The sequence below is a fragment of the Microbispora sp. CA-135349 genome, assembly GCF_050947365.1.
In the GTDB taxonomy this organism is placed as follows: Bacteria; Actinomycetota; Actinomycetes; order Streptosporangiales; family Streptosporangiaceae; genus Microbispora.
The window spans coordinates 843,595-856,918 of record NZ_CP192001.1; the positions used below are offsets into that span (position 1 = coordinate 843,595).

Genomic DNA, 13,324 nt, shown 5'->3' on the forward strand with positions numbered 1-13,324 from the left:
CCCGGCCGGCACGGGAGAGGACAATGGACGGCATGGCGGTGACCGCATGCCCGTGAACGATCTCCCGATGCCCACGGTGGGGCCGGTGTCCCGGCTGGCGCCCAAGCCGATGAAGTTCGTGCTGAACTGGGGCCGTCGCTACTCCCTGTGGGTCTTCAACTTCGGGCTGGCCTGCTGCGCCATCGAGTTCATCGCGACGTCGATGAGCAGGCACGACTTCATCCGCTTCGGAGTGATCCCGTTCGCCAACGGTCCCCGGCAGGCCGACCTGATGATCGTGTCGGGCACGGTGACGGACAAGATGGCTCCCGCCGTACGACGGCTGTACGAGCAGATGCCCGACCCCAAATACGTCATCTCGTTCGGCGCCTGCTCCAACTCGGGCGGGCCCTACTGGGACTCCTACTGCGTCACCAAGGGCGTCGACCAGATCATCCCCGTGGACGTGTACGTCCCCGGGTGCCCGCCCCGCCCCGAGGCGCTGCTGCACGGCATCATGAAGCTCCAGGAGAAGATCGCCGCCGAGACGCTGGAGGACCGCTACCGGCCGGAGGCGGACGCATGAGCATCGAGGTCGTGCGCGAGCGGTACGGCTCCCGCGTCACCGATTCCCTGGGCCAGGACGTGCTCGACGTGGACCCCGGCGAGTGGGCCGGCGCGCTGGCGTTCGCACGCTCGGCCGGATTCGAGTTCTTCGACTGGCTGACCGCCGTGGACGAGCCGCCCGAGGCGTTCGCCGTCGTGGCCCACGTGTTCGATCCGGTCGCGTTCGCGCACCTGCTCGTACGCACCCGGGTCCCGCGCGCCGACCCCCGCCTGCCGACAGCCACCGGCGTCTTCCGCGGGGCGAACTGGCACGAGCGGGAGACGTACGAGATGTTCGGCGTCGTCTTCGACGGCCACCCGGACCTGCGCCCTCTGCTGCTGCCGGAGGGTTTCGAGGGCCACCCGTTGCGTAAGGACTTCGTGCTGGCCGCCCGGGTAGCCAAGGCGTGGCCCGGGGCGAAGGAACCGGGGGAGTCCGGCCACGGCTCGCCGAGCCGCCGCCGGATGTCGCCCCCGGGCGTGCCACCCGACTGGGCGTCATCCTGAGAGGGGCCGCCACATGGCCGAGGTGCTCGACGTCGCGGTCCGGCTGATCGTCGTGGTGGCGGCATTCCTGCTGCTGCCGCTGATCGTCGGGCAGATGGAGCACAAGGCCATGGCCCACATGCAGTCGCGACTCGGGCCGATGTACGCCGGTGGTTTCCACGGGTGGGCGCAGCTCCTCGCGGACGGCGTCAAGTTCGCCCAGAAGGAGGACGTCATCCCGGCCGCGGCCGACCGGCGGATCTTCGCGATCGCCCCGGCGGTGGCGCTCGTGCCGTACCTCGTCGTGATGGTCGTGATCCCGGTCGGCCCCGGACTGGCGGCCGTGGACCTCGACGCCGGGCTGTTCTTCGTGCTGGCGGTGATGGGCGTCGGCGTGCTCGGCGCGATCATGGCGGGGTGGGCGTCGGCCAACAAGTACAGCGTGCTCGGCGGCATCCGGGCCGCCGCCCAGCTGATGTCGTACGAGCTGCCGCTGGTGCTCGCCGCCTCCAGCGTGGCGATGGCCGCGGGCACGTTGTCGCTGCAGGGCATCGCCGGGCAATGGCGCTGGTGGTGGCTTCCCTGGCAGGCGATCGGGGCCTTCGTGTTCTTCGTCGCAGGGCTGGCCGAGCTGCGCCGGCCGCCGTTCGACATGCCGATCGCCGAGTCCGAGATCATCATGGGCCCGATGACGGAGTACGCGGGATTCCGCTTCGCCCTGTTCATGCTGGCCGAGTACGCCGGGATCGTGGTGCTCTCCGCCCTCACCACGGTGCTGTTCCTCGGCGGCTGGCAGGGGCCCCTCCTGCCCGGCCCGGTGTGGACACTCCTGAAGGTCTTCGCACTGGCCTTCGTCGTCATCTGGGTGCGCGTCAGCTATCCCCGGCTGCGTGAGGACCAGTTGCAGAGGTTCGCCTGGACCGTCCTGGTGCCCCTCGCGCTCCTCCAGCTCGCCCTCACCGGAGTCGTCAGGGTCCTCACCGCCTGAGCGGCCTCACAACGGGCACCTCCACCCCGGCCACCCCGCCGTCGCCTCGTCCTCCCACACCTGCAGTGTCTTCCCGCTGAAGCTGGTTTCCGCGTGGCTGCTCGCCCAGTCCACGAGGGCCGCAGTCTGCTGCACCTTGCCGTTCTCGAACCATGAATGGTTCTCCGCCTCGCTCCGCGCCAGCACATTGTGGTCCACGAAGCATTGGACGACGGCGACGAGAGCCTGGCCGCGCCGTTCTGCTTCACCTGCCTCAGGTGAAGTGGGCGGTTCTCTCCGCGTACAACTCGCCAGCATCTGGGTGCAGACGGCGACGGCCAGGAGGCCGGCCAGATGACGCCTGATCATTGTTGTAACCTCATGGCGTCCTGCGCCTCTTTTACCCATTCCGTGAAAGTCTTTCCCAAATACCTCGTGTCGGAGTGCCGGCTGATCCAGTCGGCCATCGCCGCGGTGCGAATGACAACGCCGTTCTTCACCCAGCTTGCATCGTCGGGCGGGGTGATCGCGCCGGCTAGTATCAATCCCTGTAGTACTGGCGCCTCGACATGCAGGACTTGAGCACGAAAGTCGTCCGCGTTGCTCTTATACGCCTGAAGGGCGAAGTCGGTGTCGAACATGGCGTTGAGCGGCGGGGCAGCCAGGGCGACGAGGATCTGCGTGATCGTTCCCGGGCCGAATGCATTGCTGAAGCTCAATGCGCCGAAGCCTCCGCTGACTATCGAGATCGCCGTCTGCGTGCGGGTAGCTTGATCGTCCTTCAGTTGTTCCTCGGCGAAGTGGTGGTCGCCCTGAATCCTCTGGATCATGCCGTAGAGGCCGCCCATCTCTCGTAGGTAATTCTGATCCGAGGGGTCCTTGATTGTGGCGGCGACGGCAACGCTTATACGTCCGTCCATCTTTCCCTTGTAAGCACCGAACTCTTTCGGTTCCTGCAGTGCCTGCCCGAACAGAGCCTCCAATTCGGCCGGCCGTACGACAGGAGCCCAGGGATTTGCGGCATCCTCGCCTCTCTGCATCGCGATGGATGCGGTGAATTCATGACTTGCCGAGGCGGCGAAATCGGGGAGGTAGCGGTCGGCGGTGTAGATCAGCGCGTGCCGGATCTCTCTGGGCAGCACCGTCTGCGGGTGAAGCTTGGAGAAGTCGGCGGTGGCTTGGGCGATGTGAACGACGGACCAGGCCGACTCCTTGGCGTCCACGGAGGTGCCGCGCTCGGCTGAGACGGCGGCCTTGAGGAAGGCCGCGGTGGGCGCCGAAAGGTCCACCTGGCCGGTGGGCGGAAGCATGCCGCCCGGGTGTACGTATGAGCTCAGGAAGGGGCCAGGGTCGTAGCCGGGGGTATGCCAGGAGTCGCTGACGAGCATGCGGGCGTACTTGAGGCCGGTGGCCGGATCGCCGAGCACGTGCCGGGCGGCCATCCCGTTCTCCGCCGCCCGCTGGAGGACGGCCCCCACGGCGTCGTAGTCCGCCATAAGCTGCTGGTGACGTGAGGCGTCGACGTCGGTCTCCAGCTTGCCGCGGGCGGGCGGCCAGATGGTCTTGCCGGCGGCGCGGGCGTCGAGCATGGCACGGGTCAGGTCGGCGAGCAGGCGAGAGTCCCACGACCTGCCCTCGGGGCCGTACTTCACGAGCATTCCGACCGACCAGGGGTCGGAGCTCCCGGTGAGGGTGGCGCGGGTCGCGGCGGGCAGTAACGGGCGGCGGTCCTTGCCCGTGCCGACGCGCATCTGACTGGCGGCGGCCAGGGACGCCCCGAGCGCCCGCAGTACGCTCAGGCTCTCCGCGCTGAACAGGGCGCCACCCGCCCGTTCGTACAGCGCGCGGGCGGCCCGCAGCGCGAGCGGGCCCGCCCCCGCCCAGAAGGCCGCCTGGTAGTCCTTGTCGGCGAGGTGTCGCCGCAGACTGTCCGGCAGTCCCAGGAGGGCGAGGCGCGCGTCCTGGGGGTCCTTGGCCGCGAGGGCGGCGGTCAGCGTCTCCGCATCCCGCTTGCCCTGGTATCCGCTCTGCCCCGTCGCCTCCCAGTCCAGCCGTACGTTGGGTGGCCGTTTGTAGGTGAGGCCGGGTATGCCGGGCGCACGGACCAGCGCGCTCCAGCCCTGCTGCCTCGCCAGTTCGTACGCCCTGGTCGTGCGGGCGTCCATGTCGCGGACGTCGTCGAGCGCGGCGGCGATGAGGCCGGGCAACGAGGTGACCGCGACTTCGCTCCCCCATTTCTGCATTTTCTGCTGTATGAGCGGACTATGCCGGGCCAGCAACTCATGAAGCTGTTCCAGTCGTCTGGTCAGCTCCTTGAGGTTTTCGGGATCGACTCCGACGAACTCCCCCACGGCGATCCTTCCCGGTGCGGTGGCCTACGAGGCGGCTTTGCGGCGCTCCGCCTCCTCCACACGGGCGATCAGGTGCGGCTGTTCGGCGAGCACGGCGTCGAACAGCCTGGTGAGCTGAGTCCTTCTGGCGTTCCAACCGGTCGCCCAGCGGTCGGCCGACGGGCCCTGCCAGGTGTGGTCACCGAACACGGCGGGGACGGCGCTGAGCGCCTGGAGGATCTCCCGCACGGCGGTGGCGGCCGCGGCCATGTCCGCCCTGCATTCGGCGATCTCGGATGACGTCACTGGGCCCTCCCGCTGTCACGGCTGACGCACCTTGAAGCCTAAGGAAACGCCGATGGCTCAGCCAGGGATATGCGCGACGACAATCGGGATTACCGACTGACTATGGGAGGAAAATTCCGTATTCGGCGAGGTCGGCGGTGAGGTGCGGGGGCAGGGACGCGGCGGCCGAGACGTCCTCGGCCGAGACGAAACCGCCGACCTGGTCGCGTACGCGCACGATCTGGTCGGCGAGCGCGGGCGTCAGGCCGGGCAGGTTCGCGATGACCGCAGCAGGGGCGCGGTTGACGTCGACCAGGCCGCCGTCGTCGTACTGCCGGGGCAGGTCGGGCCGGCCGATCCGCAGCTCGCGCGCCATCGCCGGATCGTGCTGCGCCAGCTCCCTGGCCTGCTCTCGCAGGCCGCGGCGATACTGCGCCATCGCGAGCGCCTGCTCGTTCGCCGGCGAGTACGGCGCGGCGTCCTCGAAGACCTGCTTCCTGACCGCGAGGGAGTGCACGGTGCCGAAAAGCCACGGAGTCAGCATGCAGATGACCATCAGGAAAGACGCCAGGGCGGGGGCATCCATGTCGTCGTAGATCTCGGACAGGTAGATCCACGCACCGGTGGCCGTGGCGTATCCGGCGGCGGCCGCCCCGTACCACACGCTGCGCTTGCGGATGGCTGCGTACAGCATGGTGAAGGGGGTGCCGAAGCCGCAGGTGTACAGCGGGGAAAGCGCCCACAGGAAGCTGGGGGCGCTGGAAGGCCGGTGCGGGGGTGACGGCATCGGCGGAGGCGCGGGTGGGGGAACCTGCGGCTGCGCGAACGGTGGCCGCACGGATGGAGGCTGGTGCGGCTGTGCGGGCCGTGGTTGCGCGGGCCGTGGCGGGGCGGCCGGCGGCCGTACGGGTGGCCGCGCGTGCGGCGGCGCGGGAGGGTGCGGGGGCGGCGGCGGATAGGTCTCGTAGGGGCCCTGCTGCCCGTACGGACCCTGGGGCGCCCGACGTCCCCGGGGTGGCTGCGACGACGGATGTCTGGAGGGCACCTGCGGTCCCTGTGGTCCGGAGGGGTTACCTTCCGGCCCGCCATAGCCGTTCATGTTCCAGACGATACGTATTTGTGAGTGTTCGTGCTTCCCTCTTCTCCCCGGATCCTGTGGATAACCCTGGGGATTAGCGTGTGGACGGTGTGGAAAACGTCTGGAGCGCGTTCACTCATCGCCGGTAGTGCGCGATGATGAACCTGTGGCGCGCATTCCAGGAGAAGGGTTGGCCAAGGGACTGGCTGTGACCATGCGGCACATGCTGCGGAAGTCGGAGACACAGCAGTACCCGGAGGTCCACCCCGACCTGCCCGCCCGCAGCCGGGGCGTGATCGCCCTGGTGGAGGAGAACTGCACGGTCTGCATGCTCTGCGCCCGCGAGTGTCCCGACTGGTGCATTTACATCGACTCCCACAAGGAGACCCTGCCGGCACCTGAGGGCGGCCGTCCGCGTGCCCGCAACGTGCTCGATCGCTTCGCGATCGACTTCTCGCTGTGCATGTACTGCGGCATCTGCATCGAAGTGTGCCCCTTCGACGCGCTGTTCTGGTCGCCCGAGTTCGAGTACGCCGAATACGACATCCGCGACCTCCTGCACGAGAAGGACAGGCTGGGCGAGTGGGCGGCCACCGTGCCGCCCCCACCGGCCCACGAGGTCGGCGCGGAGTCGCCGAAGGAACTGTCGGCCGGTTCCCGGCCGTCGCCCGCCCGCCGTACGGCGCCGTCCGCAGCGGTGAAGGGAGCGGCCGAGGGCGCGTCCACGGCGCAGGAAACGGCGCAGGAAACGGCGCGGGACACGCCGCAGGAAACGCCGCAGAGCGCTGGGCGGGAGACGGCGGAGGACGGGGTGCGCGAGCCCGTGCGGGACACCGTGCGGGAGACCCCGCGGCGACCGGCCGTGGAACCATCGGAGACTCCCGAGAGCCGTCCGCGGCGTGAGCCGCCGAGAGCCATGCGCGACATCCGCTCCATCCGGCCGCCGGGTTCGCTGCCCAAGAAGGCGGGTTCGGCGCCGGACAAGAAGGACGGGCCCGAGGAGGAGCGATGACCTCCCAGGCGCCGGGGTTGTGGCCGCCCTCGGGGCCTGAGATCGTCTTCCTGCTGCTCGGCGCCGTCGTCGTCGGCTCGGCCCTGCTGGTCGTCACGACCAGGCAACTCGTCCACGCGGCGCTGTGGCTGGTCGTCTGCTTCGGCGCGCTCGCGGGGGGCTACCTGGTGCTGACCGCCGAGTTCGTCGCCTGGGTGCAGGTGCTGATCTACGTGGGCGCGGTCGTGGTGCTGCTGCTGTTCGGCATCATGCTGACCCGCGCGCCCATCGGGCCCTCCTCCGGCCTCGACTCCGGCAACCGCTGGGCCGCCGCGCTGGTCGCCGTCGCGACGGCCGCCGTGCTCGTCACCGTCGTCGTCACCGGTTTCCGCGCGGCGTACGCGCCGCTTCACCCCGGGCAGGGCGCGGCCGAACCCCTGGGAGCGAGCGTCTTCCGCGTCTGGGTGCTGCCGTTCGAGGCGCTGTCGGTGCTCCTGCTCGCCGCGCTGATCGGTGCGATCGTCCTGTCCCGTACCGATATCAGGGGGCGGGAATGACGTCGTTATCGACCAGGCCCACGGCACTGAGGCGGTGAGCGAGGTGCACGTCGTCTATCCGGTGGTGGTCTCCGCCCTGCTGTTCTCCATCGGTGTGTACGGCGTGCTGGCCCGGCGCAACGCGATCCTCGTGCTGATGTCGGTCGAATTGATGCTCAACGCGGTCAACCTCAACCTGGTGGCCTTCGACGTATGGCTCGGCGACCGCCTGCACGGCGGCCAGGTGCTGACGCTGTTCGTCATCGTGATCGCCGCGGCCGAGGTGGGCCTGGGGCTGGCGATCGTGCTGGCCGTCTTCCGCACGAGGCGGACCGTCGACGTCGACCGGTTGCGGGCGCTCGCCGAGGTTCCGCCCGCGTCCGGACCCGGATCCGAACGCCCGGCGGGGTCCGCCGTACAGCCTGCGGACGGGGAGGGCGCCCCGTGACCGCCGTGACGGCTCTGATCATCCTGTTTCCGTTCGCCGCCGCCGCGGCCGGGCTGCTGGCGACCCGCCTCGGTCTTCGTGATCCGCGTCCCCGTGACGCGCGCGTGCGTGACTTGGAAACCGGTACGGAACGGGCGGTGTACCGGCGGGCGGCGTGGTTCGCGATCGCACCGGGCGCGGTGTCGGCGGCGCTCACGGTGTGGCTCGCCGTCTCCCTCGCGGCGGGAACCGGGGTGTCAGGAGGGCGGTTCTGGTCGGAGCTGTTCCCCGGGCGGGCCGAGGGCACGCTGACGCTGGTCGAGACGGGGTCGGTGCCGATCTCCCTGACTCTGCGGGCCGACGGATTGTCAGTGCTCGCGGGCATCCTGGTCGTCGTGGTCGCGCTGGCGGTGCAGGTCTACTCGGTCGGGTACATGCGGGACGAACCCCGCTACCCGTCCTACAGTGCGTTCGTCAGCCTGTTCACCGGCGCCATGTTGCTGGTGGTCTACGCGGGGGACCTGATCGTCCTCTACGTCGGCTGGGAGATCATGGGCCTGTGCTCCTACCTGCTCATCGGGCACTGGTGGGAGGACCGGGCGAACTCCCGGGCCGCGGTCAAGGCGTTCCTGGTCACCCGGCTCGGTGACGTCGGCTTCCTGTTCGGGATCTTCACTCTCGGCATGGCGGCGGGCAGCTTCAGGATCGACGACGTGCTGCGCGCCGACATCCCGCGGGGAGTCCTGATCGCCGCGACGCTGCTGCTGCTCGCCGGGGTCGCGGGCAAGAGCGCGCAGGTGCCGCTGCAGACCTGGCTGCCCGACGCGATGGCCGGCCCCACTCCGATCAGCGCGCTCATCCACGCGGCCACGATGGTGGCGGCGGGCATCTTCGTCGTCGCCCGGCTCTACCCCGCCTTCCTCGCGGCGCCGCCCACGCTCGACGTGCTCGGCGTGGTCGCGGCCGTCGGCATGCTGGGCGCCGCGCTCGCCGCGCTGGCGCAGGACGACCTCAAGCGCGTGCTGGCCTACTCGACGATCAGCCAGCTCGCCTACATGGCCGCCGCCCTGGCCGCCGGGTCCGACCGGGCGGCGATGTTCCACCTGGTGTCGCACGGCGCGTTCAAGGCCCTGCTGTTCCTGTGCGCGGGACTGGTCATCCACCACGTCGGGTCGAACCTGATCAGCCACATGGGCGGGCTGCGCACGGCCCTTCCCGTGACGTTCTGGACGATGACGATCGGCTTCGCCGCGCTCGCCGGGCTGCCGCCGGCGAGCGGCTTCTTCAGCAAGGACGCGGTGATCTCGGCGATCGAGCACGGGGCGGGACCGGCTCAGCCGTTCGTGTACGCGTCGGCGCTGCTGACCGCGGGGGTGACCGGGGCGTACGCCGCCCGGGCCTGGCTGCGCACGTTCTTCGGTCCCGCCCGGATCGAGCCGCTCGCGGAGCCGCCACCCGGCGTGGCGTACGTCTTCGACGGCCGGGAGGCGCCCCCGTCGATGCTGTGGCCGGCCGGGGTGCTGGCCGTGCCGGCCCTGCTGCTCGGCCTTGCGGGTGTGGCGGCCGGCGCGGAGGTCGAGTGGGGGGCGGCCGCCGTCAGTCTCGCCGTCGCGCTGCTCGGCGCCGGGGGCGTGTACGCCTTGTGGCGGGCCGCGCCGGAGCAGGACCCGGCCCGGCTGCTCGGCCCGTTCAGGGTGCCGTGTGAGCGGGCCTTCCACGTCGACGCGGCGTACGCGGCGCTGGTCGCCCGGCCCGTCCTGCGCCTGGCCAGGGGAGTGGTCCGCACGGACGCGCGGGTGGTGGACGGCGCGGTCCGTGGCTCGGGCCGGGCGACGCTCGGCCTGTCCGGCCTGGTGCGGCTCGCCCAGAACGGCAACGCGCAGCTCTATGTCACCGGGCTGCTCGCCGGGCTCGTGGTGATCGCGGTCGCGGCGGTGGTGCTGACATGAGGCGCCCCGCGCGGAACGTGAGCCCCGCCCGCGGGTCTCATGCCGTTCGCGGTGGCGGCGGTGGTGCTGACATGAGGCGCCCCGCGCGGAACGCGAGCCCCGCGAGCGGTTCGCCCCCGGGCCTCGTGCCGTTCGCGGCCGATCGGACCGGTCGCCCACGTCTTTTCGCACGGGCGGTGACGACGTGAGCTGGCTGCCGATCGCACTCGTGGCCGTGCCGCTGGTCGGCGCGGTCGCGTCCGCCGTTCCGGCCGTACGGGACAGGGCGGTGGCCTGGGGAATCGCCGTCTCCGCCCTGGTCCTGGTCCTGGCCGCCGCGCTCGCGGCGGTCTTCGACCACGGGCGGCCCGCCACGATGCAGCTGGAGACCGACCAGTCGTGGATCCCCGGCCTCGGCCTGCGGTTCCACCTGGGTGTGGACGGCGTCTCGCTGCCGCTCGTCGTGCTGACCGCGCTGCTGGCGTTCCTGTGCTTCGTCCACCTCGCCGGGCACCCGCCCGCGGGAGGCAGACCCGGCGCGCTGGTCGTCACGCTGCTCGTGCTCGAGGTCGGCATGATCGGCACGTTCCTCGCCCTCGACCTGCTGCTGTTCTTCGTGTTCTTCGAGGTCGTGCTGGTCCCGATGTACTTCGTGATCGCCCTGTGGGGCGGTGCGGGCAGGCGGGCGGCGGCCGTGAAGTTCATCCTCTACACGCTGCTCGGCTCGGCCGTTCTCCTCATCGGCCTGCTCGTCGTCCGGACGCAGGCCGGGACTCTCGACATGGTCGCGCTGGCCGGGCGCCACGGCGCGGGCATCACCCGATCCGCGCAGATCCTCGCGTTCCTCGCCATCGGCCTCGGCCTGGCGGTGAAGACGCCCATGTGGCCGCTGCACACCTGGCTGCCCGACGCGCACACCGAGGCGCCGACCGTCGGCTCGGTCCTGCTCGCGGGCGTGCTGCTCAAGATGGGCTCGTACGGCTTCGCCAGGATCGCGATCCCGGTGCTTCCCGAGGGGGCGGCGGCCCTCGCTCCCTGGCTCGGCGCGTTCGCCGTCGTGGGCATCGCGTACGGATCGCTCGCCTGCCTGGCCCAGCGCGACCTCAAACGGATGATCGCCTACTCGTCCGTCGGCCACATGGGGTTCGTGCTGCTCGGGTTCGCCTCGCTCACGCCGGTGGGCCTGAACGGCGCCCTGTTCGCCAACGTCGCCCACGGGTTGATCACCGGTCTGCTGTTCTTCCTCGCCGGTGCCGTCAAGGAGCGGTACGGCACGACGGACATGGTCCGGCTGGGCGGTGGCATGCTGCGCCGCCTCCCGTACGTCGGGTCGCTGCTGACCTTCGCGTGCGTCGCCTCGCTGGGCCTGCCCGGTCTCGCCGGGTTCTGGGGGGAGATGCTCGCCCTGCTCGGCGCGTTCCGCCCGGCCGCCGTGCTCTCCCGGCCGCTGTTCCTCGTGTTCATGGCCGTCGGCGGGCTCGGCACGGTGCTCACGGCGGCCTACTTCCTGGTCATGCTCTCGCGGGTGACGCACGGCCGGGCGGTCGAAACGATCCCGCTCGGCGGGCCTCTTGAGCCTCCGCCGGGGCCGGATGAGCCTCTGAGGCCGGATGAGCCGCCGAGGCCTCCGCTCGCCACCGCCGAGGGCGTACGCGAGGTGCTCAGCGAGGTGGGGGAGGGCGCGGAGCCGGTCGAGCCCGTCGCGACGGGAGCCGCCGTGGCCGCGCTGGACCGCGAGGACGTGCGGCAGGAGACCGCCCGCGCGGGCGCCGCGGCGGTGCCGGGGGAGCTCGGAACCGCGGCGGACGACGGCGGGGCCGATGCGGCGGGAGCCGCCGGCGTCTTCGGGGCGGGCGCCGCCGATGCCGCGGAAGCGGGCCGGGGGCGGCGGCGGTTCGGCGAGGTCTCGGCGTACGAGCTGGCGGCCTGGCTGCCGCTGGTGGCGCTGATCGTGCTGTTCGGCCTGTGGCCCAAGGCCCTGCTCGCCGTGACCACGCCCGCCGTCCAGTCGCTCCTCGGATCGGGGGCGGCTCCATGACCGGCGGGACGATCCAGTCCATCGATTACGCCGCCGTGGCGGCGCCGCTGGTCCTCGTGCTGGTGGCAGGGCTCGTGCTGTTGCTCGACGCGTTCCTGCCCGCCCGTCCCGGCGGTGCGCGCGCGCTCGGCCTCGTCACACTTGGCGGCCTGGCCGCGGCCCTGGCCGTGGTGGCCGCCCAGGCCGTGAGCGGCGCGACCCGGCGCACGTTCTGCGTCCCCGCCTCCCTCGGCGGCGAGTCCGCTTCCGGCCGGGCCGCCGCGGCGTCGTGCTCGTTCGTCGCGGACCGCTTCACCCTGGTCATCGCGGCGGTCGTGCTCGCCGCCGGGCTGGTCGTCGTGTTGCTGTCGATGACGGAGATCGCCGTGCAACGCGGCACCGGGCCCGCGGAGCGCGGCCGTATCCCGGCCGGGGAGTGGTACTTCCTGCTGCTGGCCACGCTGACCGGGGCGGTCCTGCTGCCGGCCTCCCGTGATCTCATCATGCTGGTCGTGTCGCTGGAACTGGTGTCGCTGCCGGTCTTCGCGCTGACCGCGCTCAGGCGCCACGACGGCCGCGGATCCGAGGCGGCCCTGAAGCTCTTCCTGGTCTCCGTGGTCTCCACCGCGATCACGCTGTTCGGCGTGTCGCTGCTCTATGGGGTGACCGGCTCGGTCCACCTCGGCCGCATCGCCGCCGCCCTGCGGACGGCCGGTGACATGGCCCAGGTCACGGCGGTGGCCGTGGTGCTGGTGGTGGCGGGCTTCGCATTCAAGATCGCGGCGGTGCCGTTCCACTTCTGGGCGGCGGACGTCTACCGGGGCGCGCCGGTTCCGATAGCGGCGCTGCTGTCGGTGGTGTCCAAGGCGTCGGGCTTCGCCGGGCTGATCCTGCTGCTGACGTCGGCGTTGGCGGGGCAGGCGGCGTTGTGGGCTCCCGGAGTGGCGGTCGTCGCCGCCCTGACCATGACGGCGGGCAACGTCCTCGCCATGCGGCAGAGCGCCGCCGTCCGACTGCTCGCCTGGTCGTCGGTCGCGCAGTCGGGCTACATCCTCGCGCCGCTGGCCGCCTACGCCGCCGAACCCCATGCTGCACCTCAGGCCGAACCCCGTGTGGCCGTCGGGGCGTCGGTCGCCTATCTCGTCTTCTACGCCGCGATGAACCTGATCGCCTTCTCGGTGGTCACGCTCATGACCCGCCGGCGCGCCGACGACCCCGGCGATCTCAGCGGCGGCGGCTTCGGGAGTGAGGGGGACGCCGAGACCGGCGACCTGGAGGCGTACCGGGGGCTGGTGTGGCGAAGCCCGGCCGCCGGGCTGTCCCTCGCCTTCGCCCTCGTCTGCCTGGCCGGGCTGCCGCCCGGGCTCGCCGGCCTGTTCGCGAAGATCGTCGTCTTCCGGGCCGTCGTCGACGGCGGACTCGGCTGGCTGGCCGTGGTCGTGGCCGTCAATACGGTGGCCGGGCTGTACTACTACATCGCCTGGACCGCCCGGCTGTTCGCGCCGCCCGCGGCGGGCGAGAGCCGTACGGTCTCGATGAGAGCGGCGGCGGGGGTCGCCGTCGCCGTCACGGTCGCCGTCACCGTGGTCTTCTCCGTCGCTCCGCAGGTGGTGCTGTCGGTCGCGCAGTGAGGTTCCTCACGGGGAACGTTCGTCCAGGCCATGCGCGTTGGTAGGGCTGGACGCACCGAACCG

The 13,324-nt window shown here is 71.1% G+C and carries 13 protein-coding genes; 9 read left to right on the top strand and 4 right to left on the bottom strand.

Annotated elements, in window-relative coordinates; all coding sequences use genetic code 11:
- Positions 1 to 46: 46 nt before the first annotated feature.
- The 3 genes from ACQPZZ_RS04160 to nuoH are packed head-to-tail and all read left to right on the top strand — an operon-like array spanning position 47 to position 2,059.
- Positions 47 to 565, top strand: coding sequence for an NADH-quinone oxidoreductase subunit B (locus tag ACQPZZ_RS04160; protein ID WP_432929094.1), 519 nt, complete (start codon positions 47 to 49; stop codon positions 563 to 565).
- Positions 562 to 1,092: an NADH-quinone oxidoreductase subunit C gene (locus tag ACQPZZ_RS04165; protein WP_432929096.1), complete on the top strand. Its 531-nt coding sequence runs from the start codon at positions 562 to 564 to the stop codon at positions 1,090 to 1,092. The genes ACQPZZ_RS04160 and ACQPZZ_RS04165 overlap by 4 nt, the downstream gene beginning before the upstream one ends.
- A 13-nt stretch (positions 1,093 to 1,105) precedes the next feature.
- Positions 1,106 to 2,059, top strand: coding sequence for an NADH-quinone oxidoreductase subunit NuoH (gene nuoH / locus ACQPZZ_RS04170; protein ID WP_432929098.1), 954 nt, complete (start codon positions 1,106 to 1,108; stop codon positions 2,057 to 2,059).
- 6 nt (positions 2,060 to 2,065) lie between these two features.
- Here the strand turns inward: nuoH and ACQPZZ_RS04175 are convergent, their stop codons facing one another.
- From ACQPZZ_RS04175 to ACQPZZ_RS04190, 4 genes are all read right to left on the bottom strand, one after another.
- On the bottom strand, positions 2,066 to 2,407 hold the full coding sequence (locus ACQPZZ_RS04175; protein WP_432929100.1) for a hypothetical protein: 342 nt from the start codon (positions 2,405 to 2,407) through the stop codon (positions 2,066 to 2,068).
- Positions 2,404 to 4,389 (bottom strand): hypothetical protein, encoded by a 1,986-nt coding sequence (locus ACQPZZ_RS04180; RefSeq protein WP_432929102.1) that lies wholly within the window; start codon positions 4,387 to 4,389, stop codon positions 2,404 to 2,406. The genes ACQPZZ_RS04175 and ACQPZZ_RS04180 overlap by 4 nt, the downstream gene beginning before the upstream one ends.
- Positions 4,390 to 4,413: 24 nt before the next feature.
- On the bottom strand, positions 4,414 to 4,674 hold the full coding sequence (locus ACQPZZ_RS04185; RefSeq protein ID WP_432929104.1) for a hypothetical protein: 261 nt from the start codon (positions 4,672 to 4,674) through the stop codon (positions 4,414 to 4,416).
- 100 nt (positions 4,675 to 4,774) lie between these two features.
- On the bottom strand, positions 4,775 to 5,491 hold the full coding sequence (locus tag ACQPZZ_RS04190; RefSeq protein ID WP_432929106.1) for a ComEA family DNA-binding protein: 717 nt from the start codon (positions 5,489 to 5,491) through the stop codon (positions 4,775 to 4,777).
- Between the two features lie 463 nt (positions 5,492 to 5,954).
- Between ACQPZZ_RS04190 and ACQPZZ_RS04195 the strand changes: the two genes are divergently transcribed.
- From ACQPZZ_RS04195 to ACQPZZ_RS04220, 6 genes are all read left to right on the top strand, one after another.
- Positions 5,955 to 6,743, top strand: coding sequence for a 4Fe-4S binding protein (locus ACQPZZ_RS04195; RefSeq protein ID WP_432929108.1), 789 nt, complete (start codon positions 5,955 to 5,957; stop codon positions 6,741 to 6,743).
- Positions 6,740 to 7,279, top strand: coding sequence for an NADH-quinone oxidoreductase subunit J family protein (locus ACQPZZ_RS04200; RefSeq protein ID WP_363645659.1), 540 nt, complete (start codon positions 6,740 to 6,742; stop codon positions 7,277 to 7,279). The genes ACQPZZ_RS04195 and ACQPZZ_RS04200 overlap by 4 nt, the downstream gene beginning before the upstream one ends.
- Positions 7,280 to 7,322: 43 nt before the next feature.
- Positions 7,323 to 7,706 carry an NADH-quinone oxidoreductase subunit NuoK gene (gene nuoK, locus ACQPZZ_RS04205; RefSeq protein ID WP_432934280.1) on the top strand — a complete coding sequence of 128 codons (384 nt, stop codon included), beginning with the start codon at positions 7,323 to 7,325 and terminating at the stop codon, positions 7,704 to 7,706.
- Entirely contained in the window at positions 7,703 to 9,634 is a 1,932-nt protein-coding gene (locus ACQPZZ_RS04210) for an NADH-quinone oxidoreductase subunit 5 family protein (RefSeq protein ID WP_432929111.1), read from the top strand. The genes nuoK and ACQPZZ_RS04210 overlap by 4 nt, the downstream gene beginning before the upstream one ends.
- A 184-nt stretch (positions 9,635 to 9,818) precedes the next feature.
- Complete coding sequence (locus tag ACQPZZ_RS04215; RefSeq protein WP_432929113.1) at positions 9,819 to 11,651, top strand: complex I subunit 4 family protein; 1,833 nt, start codon at positions 9,819 to 9,821, stop codon at positions 11,649 to 11,651.
- Complete coding sequence (locus ACQPZZ_RS04220) at positions 11,648 to 13,261, top strand: NADH-quinone oxidoreductase subunit N (RefSeq protein ID WP_432929115.1); 1,614 nt, start codon at positions 11,648 to 11,650, stop codon at positions 13,259 to 13,261. Before ACQPZZ_RS04215 ends, ACQPZZ_RS04220 begins: the two co-directional genes overlap by 4 nt.
- Positions 13,262 to 13,324: the final 63 nt, after the last annotated feature.

Coding starts and splice junctions, on each gene's coding strand:
- ACQPZZ_RS04160 (WP_432929094.1), top strand. CDS start 47: ATGCCCGTGAACGATCTCCCGATGCCCACGGTGGGGCCGGTGTCCCGG.
- ACQPZZ_RS04165 (WP_432929096.1), top strand. CDS start 562: ATGAGCATCGAGGTCGTGCGCGAGCGGTACGGCTCCCGCGTCACCGAT.
- nuoH (WP_432929098.1), top strand. CDS start 1,106: ATGGCCGAGGTGCTCGACGTCGCGGTCCGGCTGATCGTCGTGGTGGCG.
- ACQPZZ_RS04175 (WP_432929100.1), bottom strand. CDS start 2,407: ATGATCAGGCGTCATCTGGCCGGCCTCCTGGCCGTCGCCGTCTGCACC.
- ACQPZZ_RS04195 (WP_432929108.1), top strand. CDS start 5,955: ATGCTGCGGAAGTCGGAGACACAGCAGTACCCGGAGGTCCACCCCGAC.
- ACQPZZ_RS04200 (WP_363645659.1), top strand. CDS start 6,740: ATGACCTCCCAGGCGCCGGGGTTGTGGCCGCCCTCGGGGCCTGAGATC.
- ACQPZZ_RS04220 (WP_432929115.1), top strand. CDS start 11,648: ATGACCGGCGGGACGATCCAGTCCATCGATTACGCCGCCGTGGCGGCG.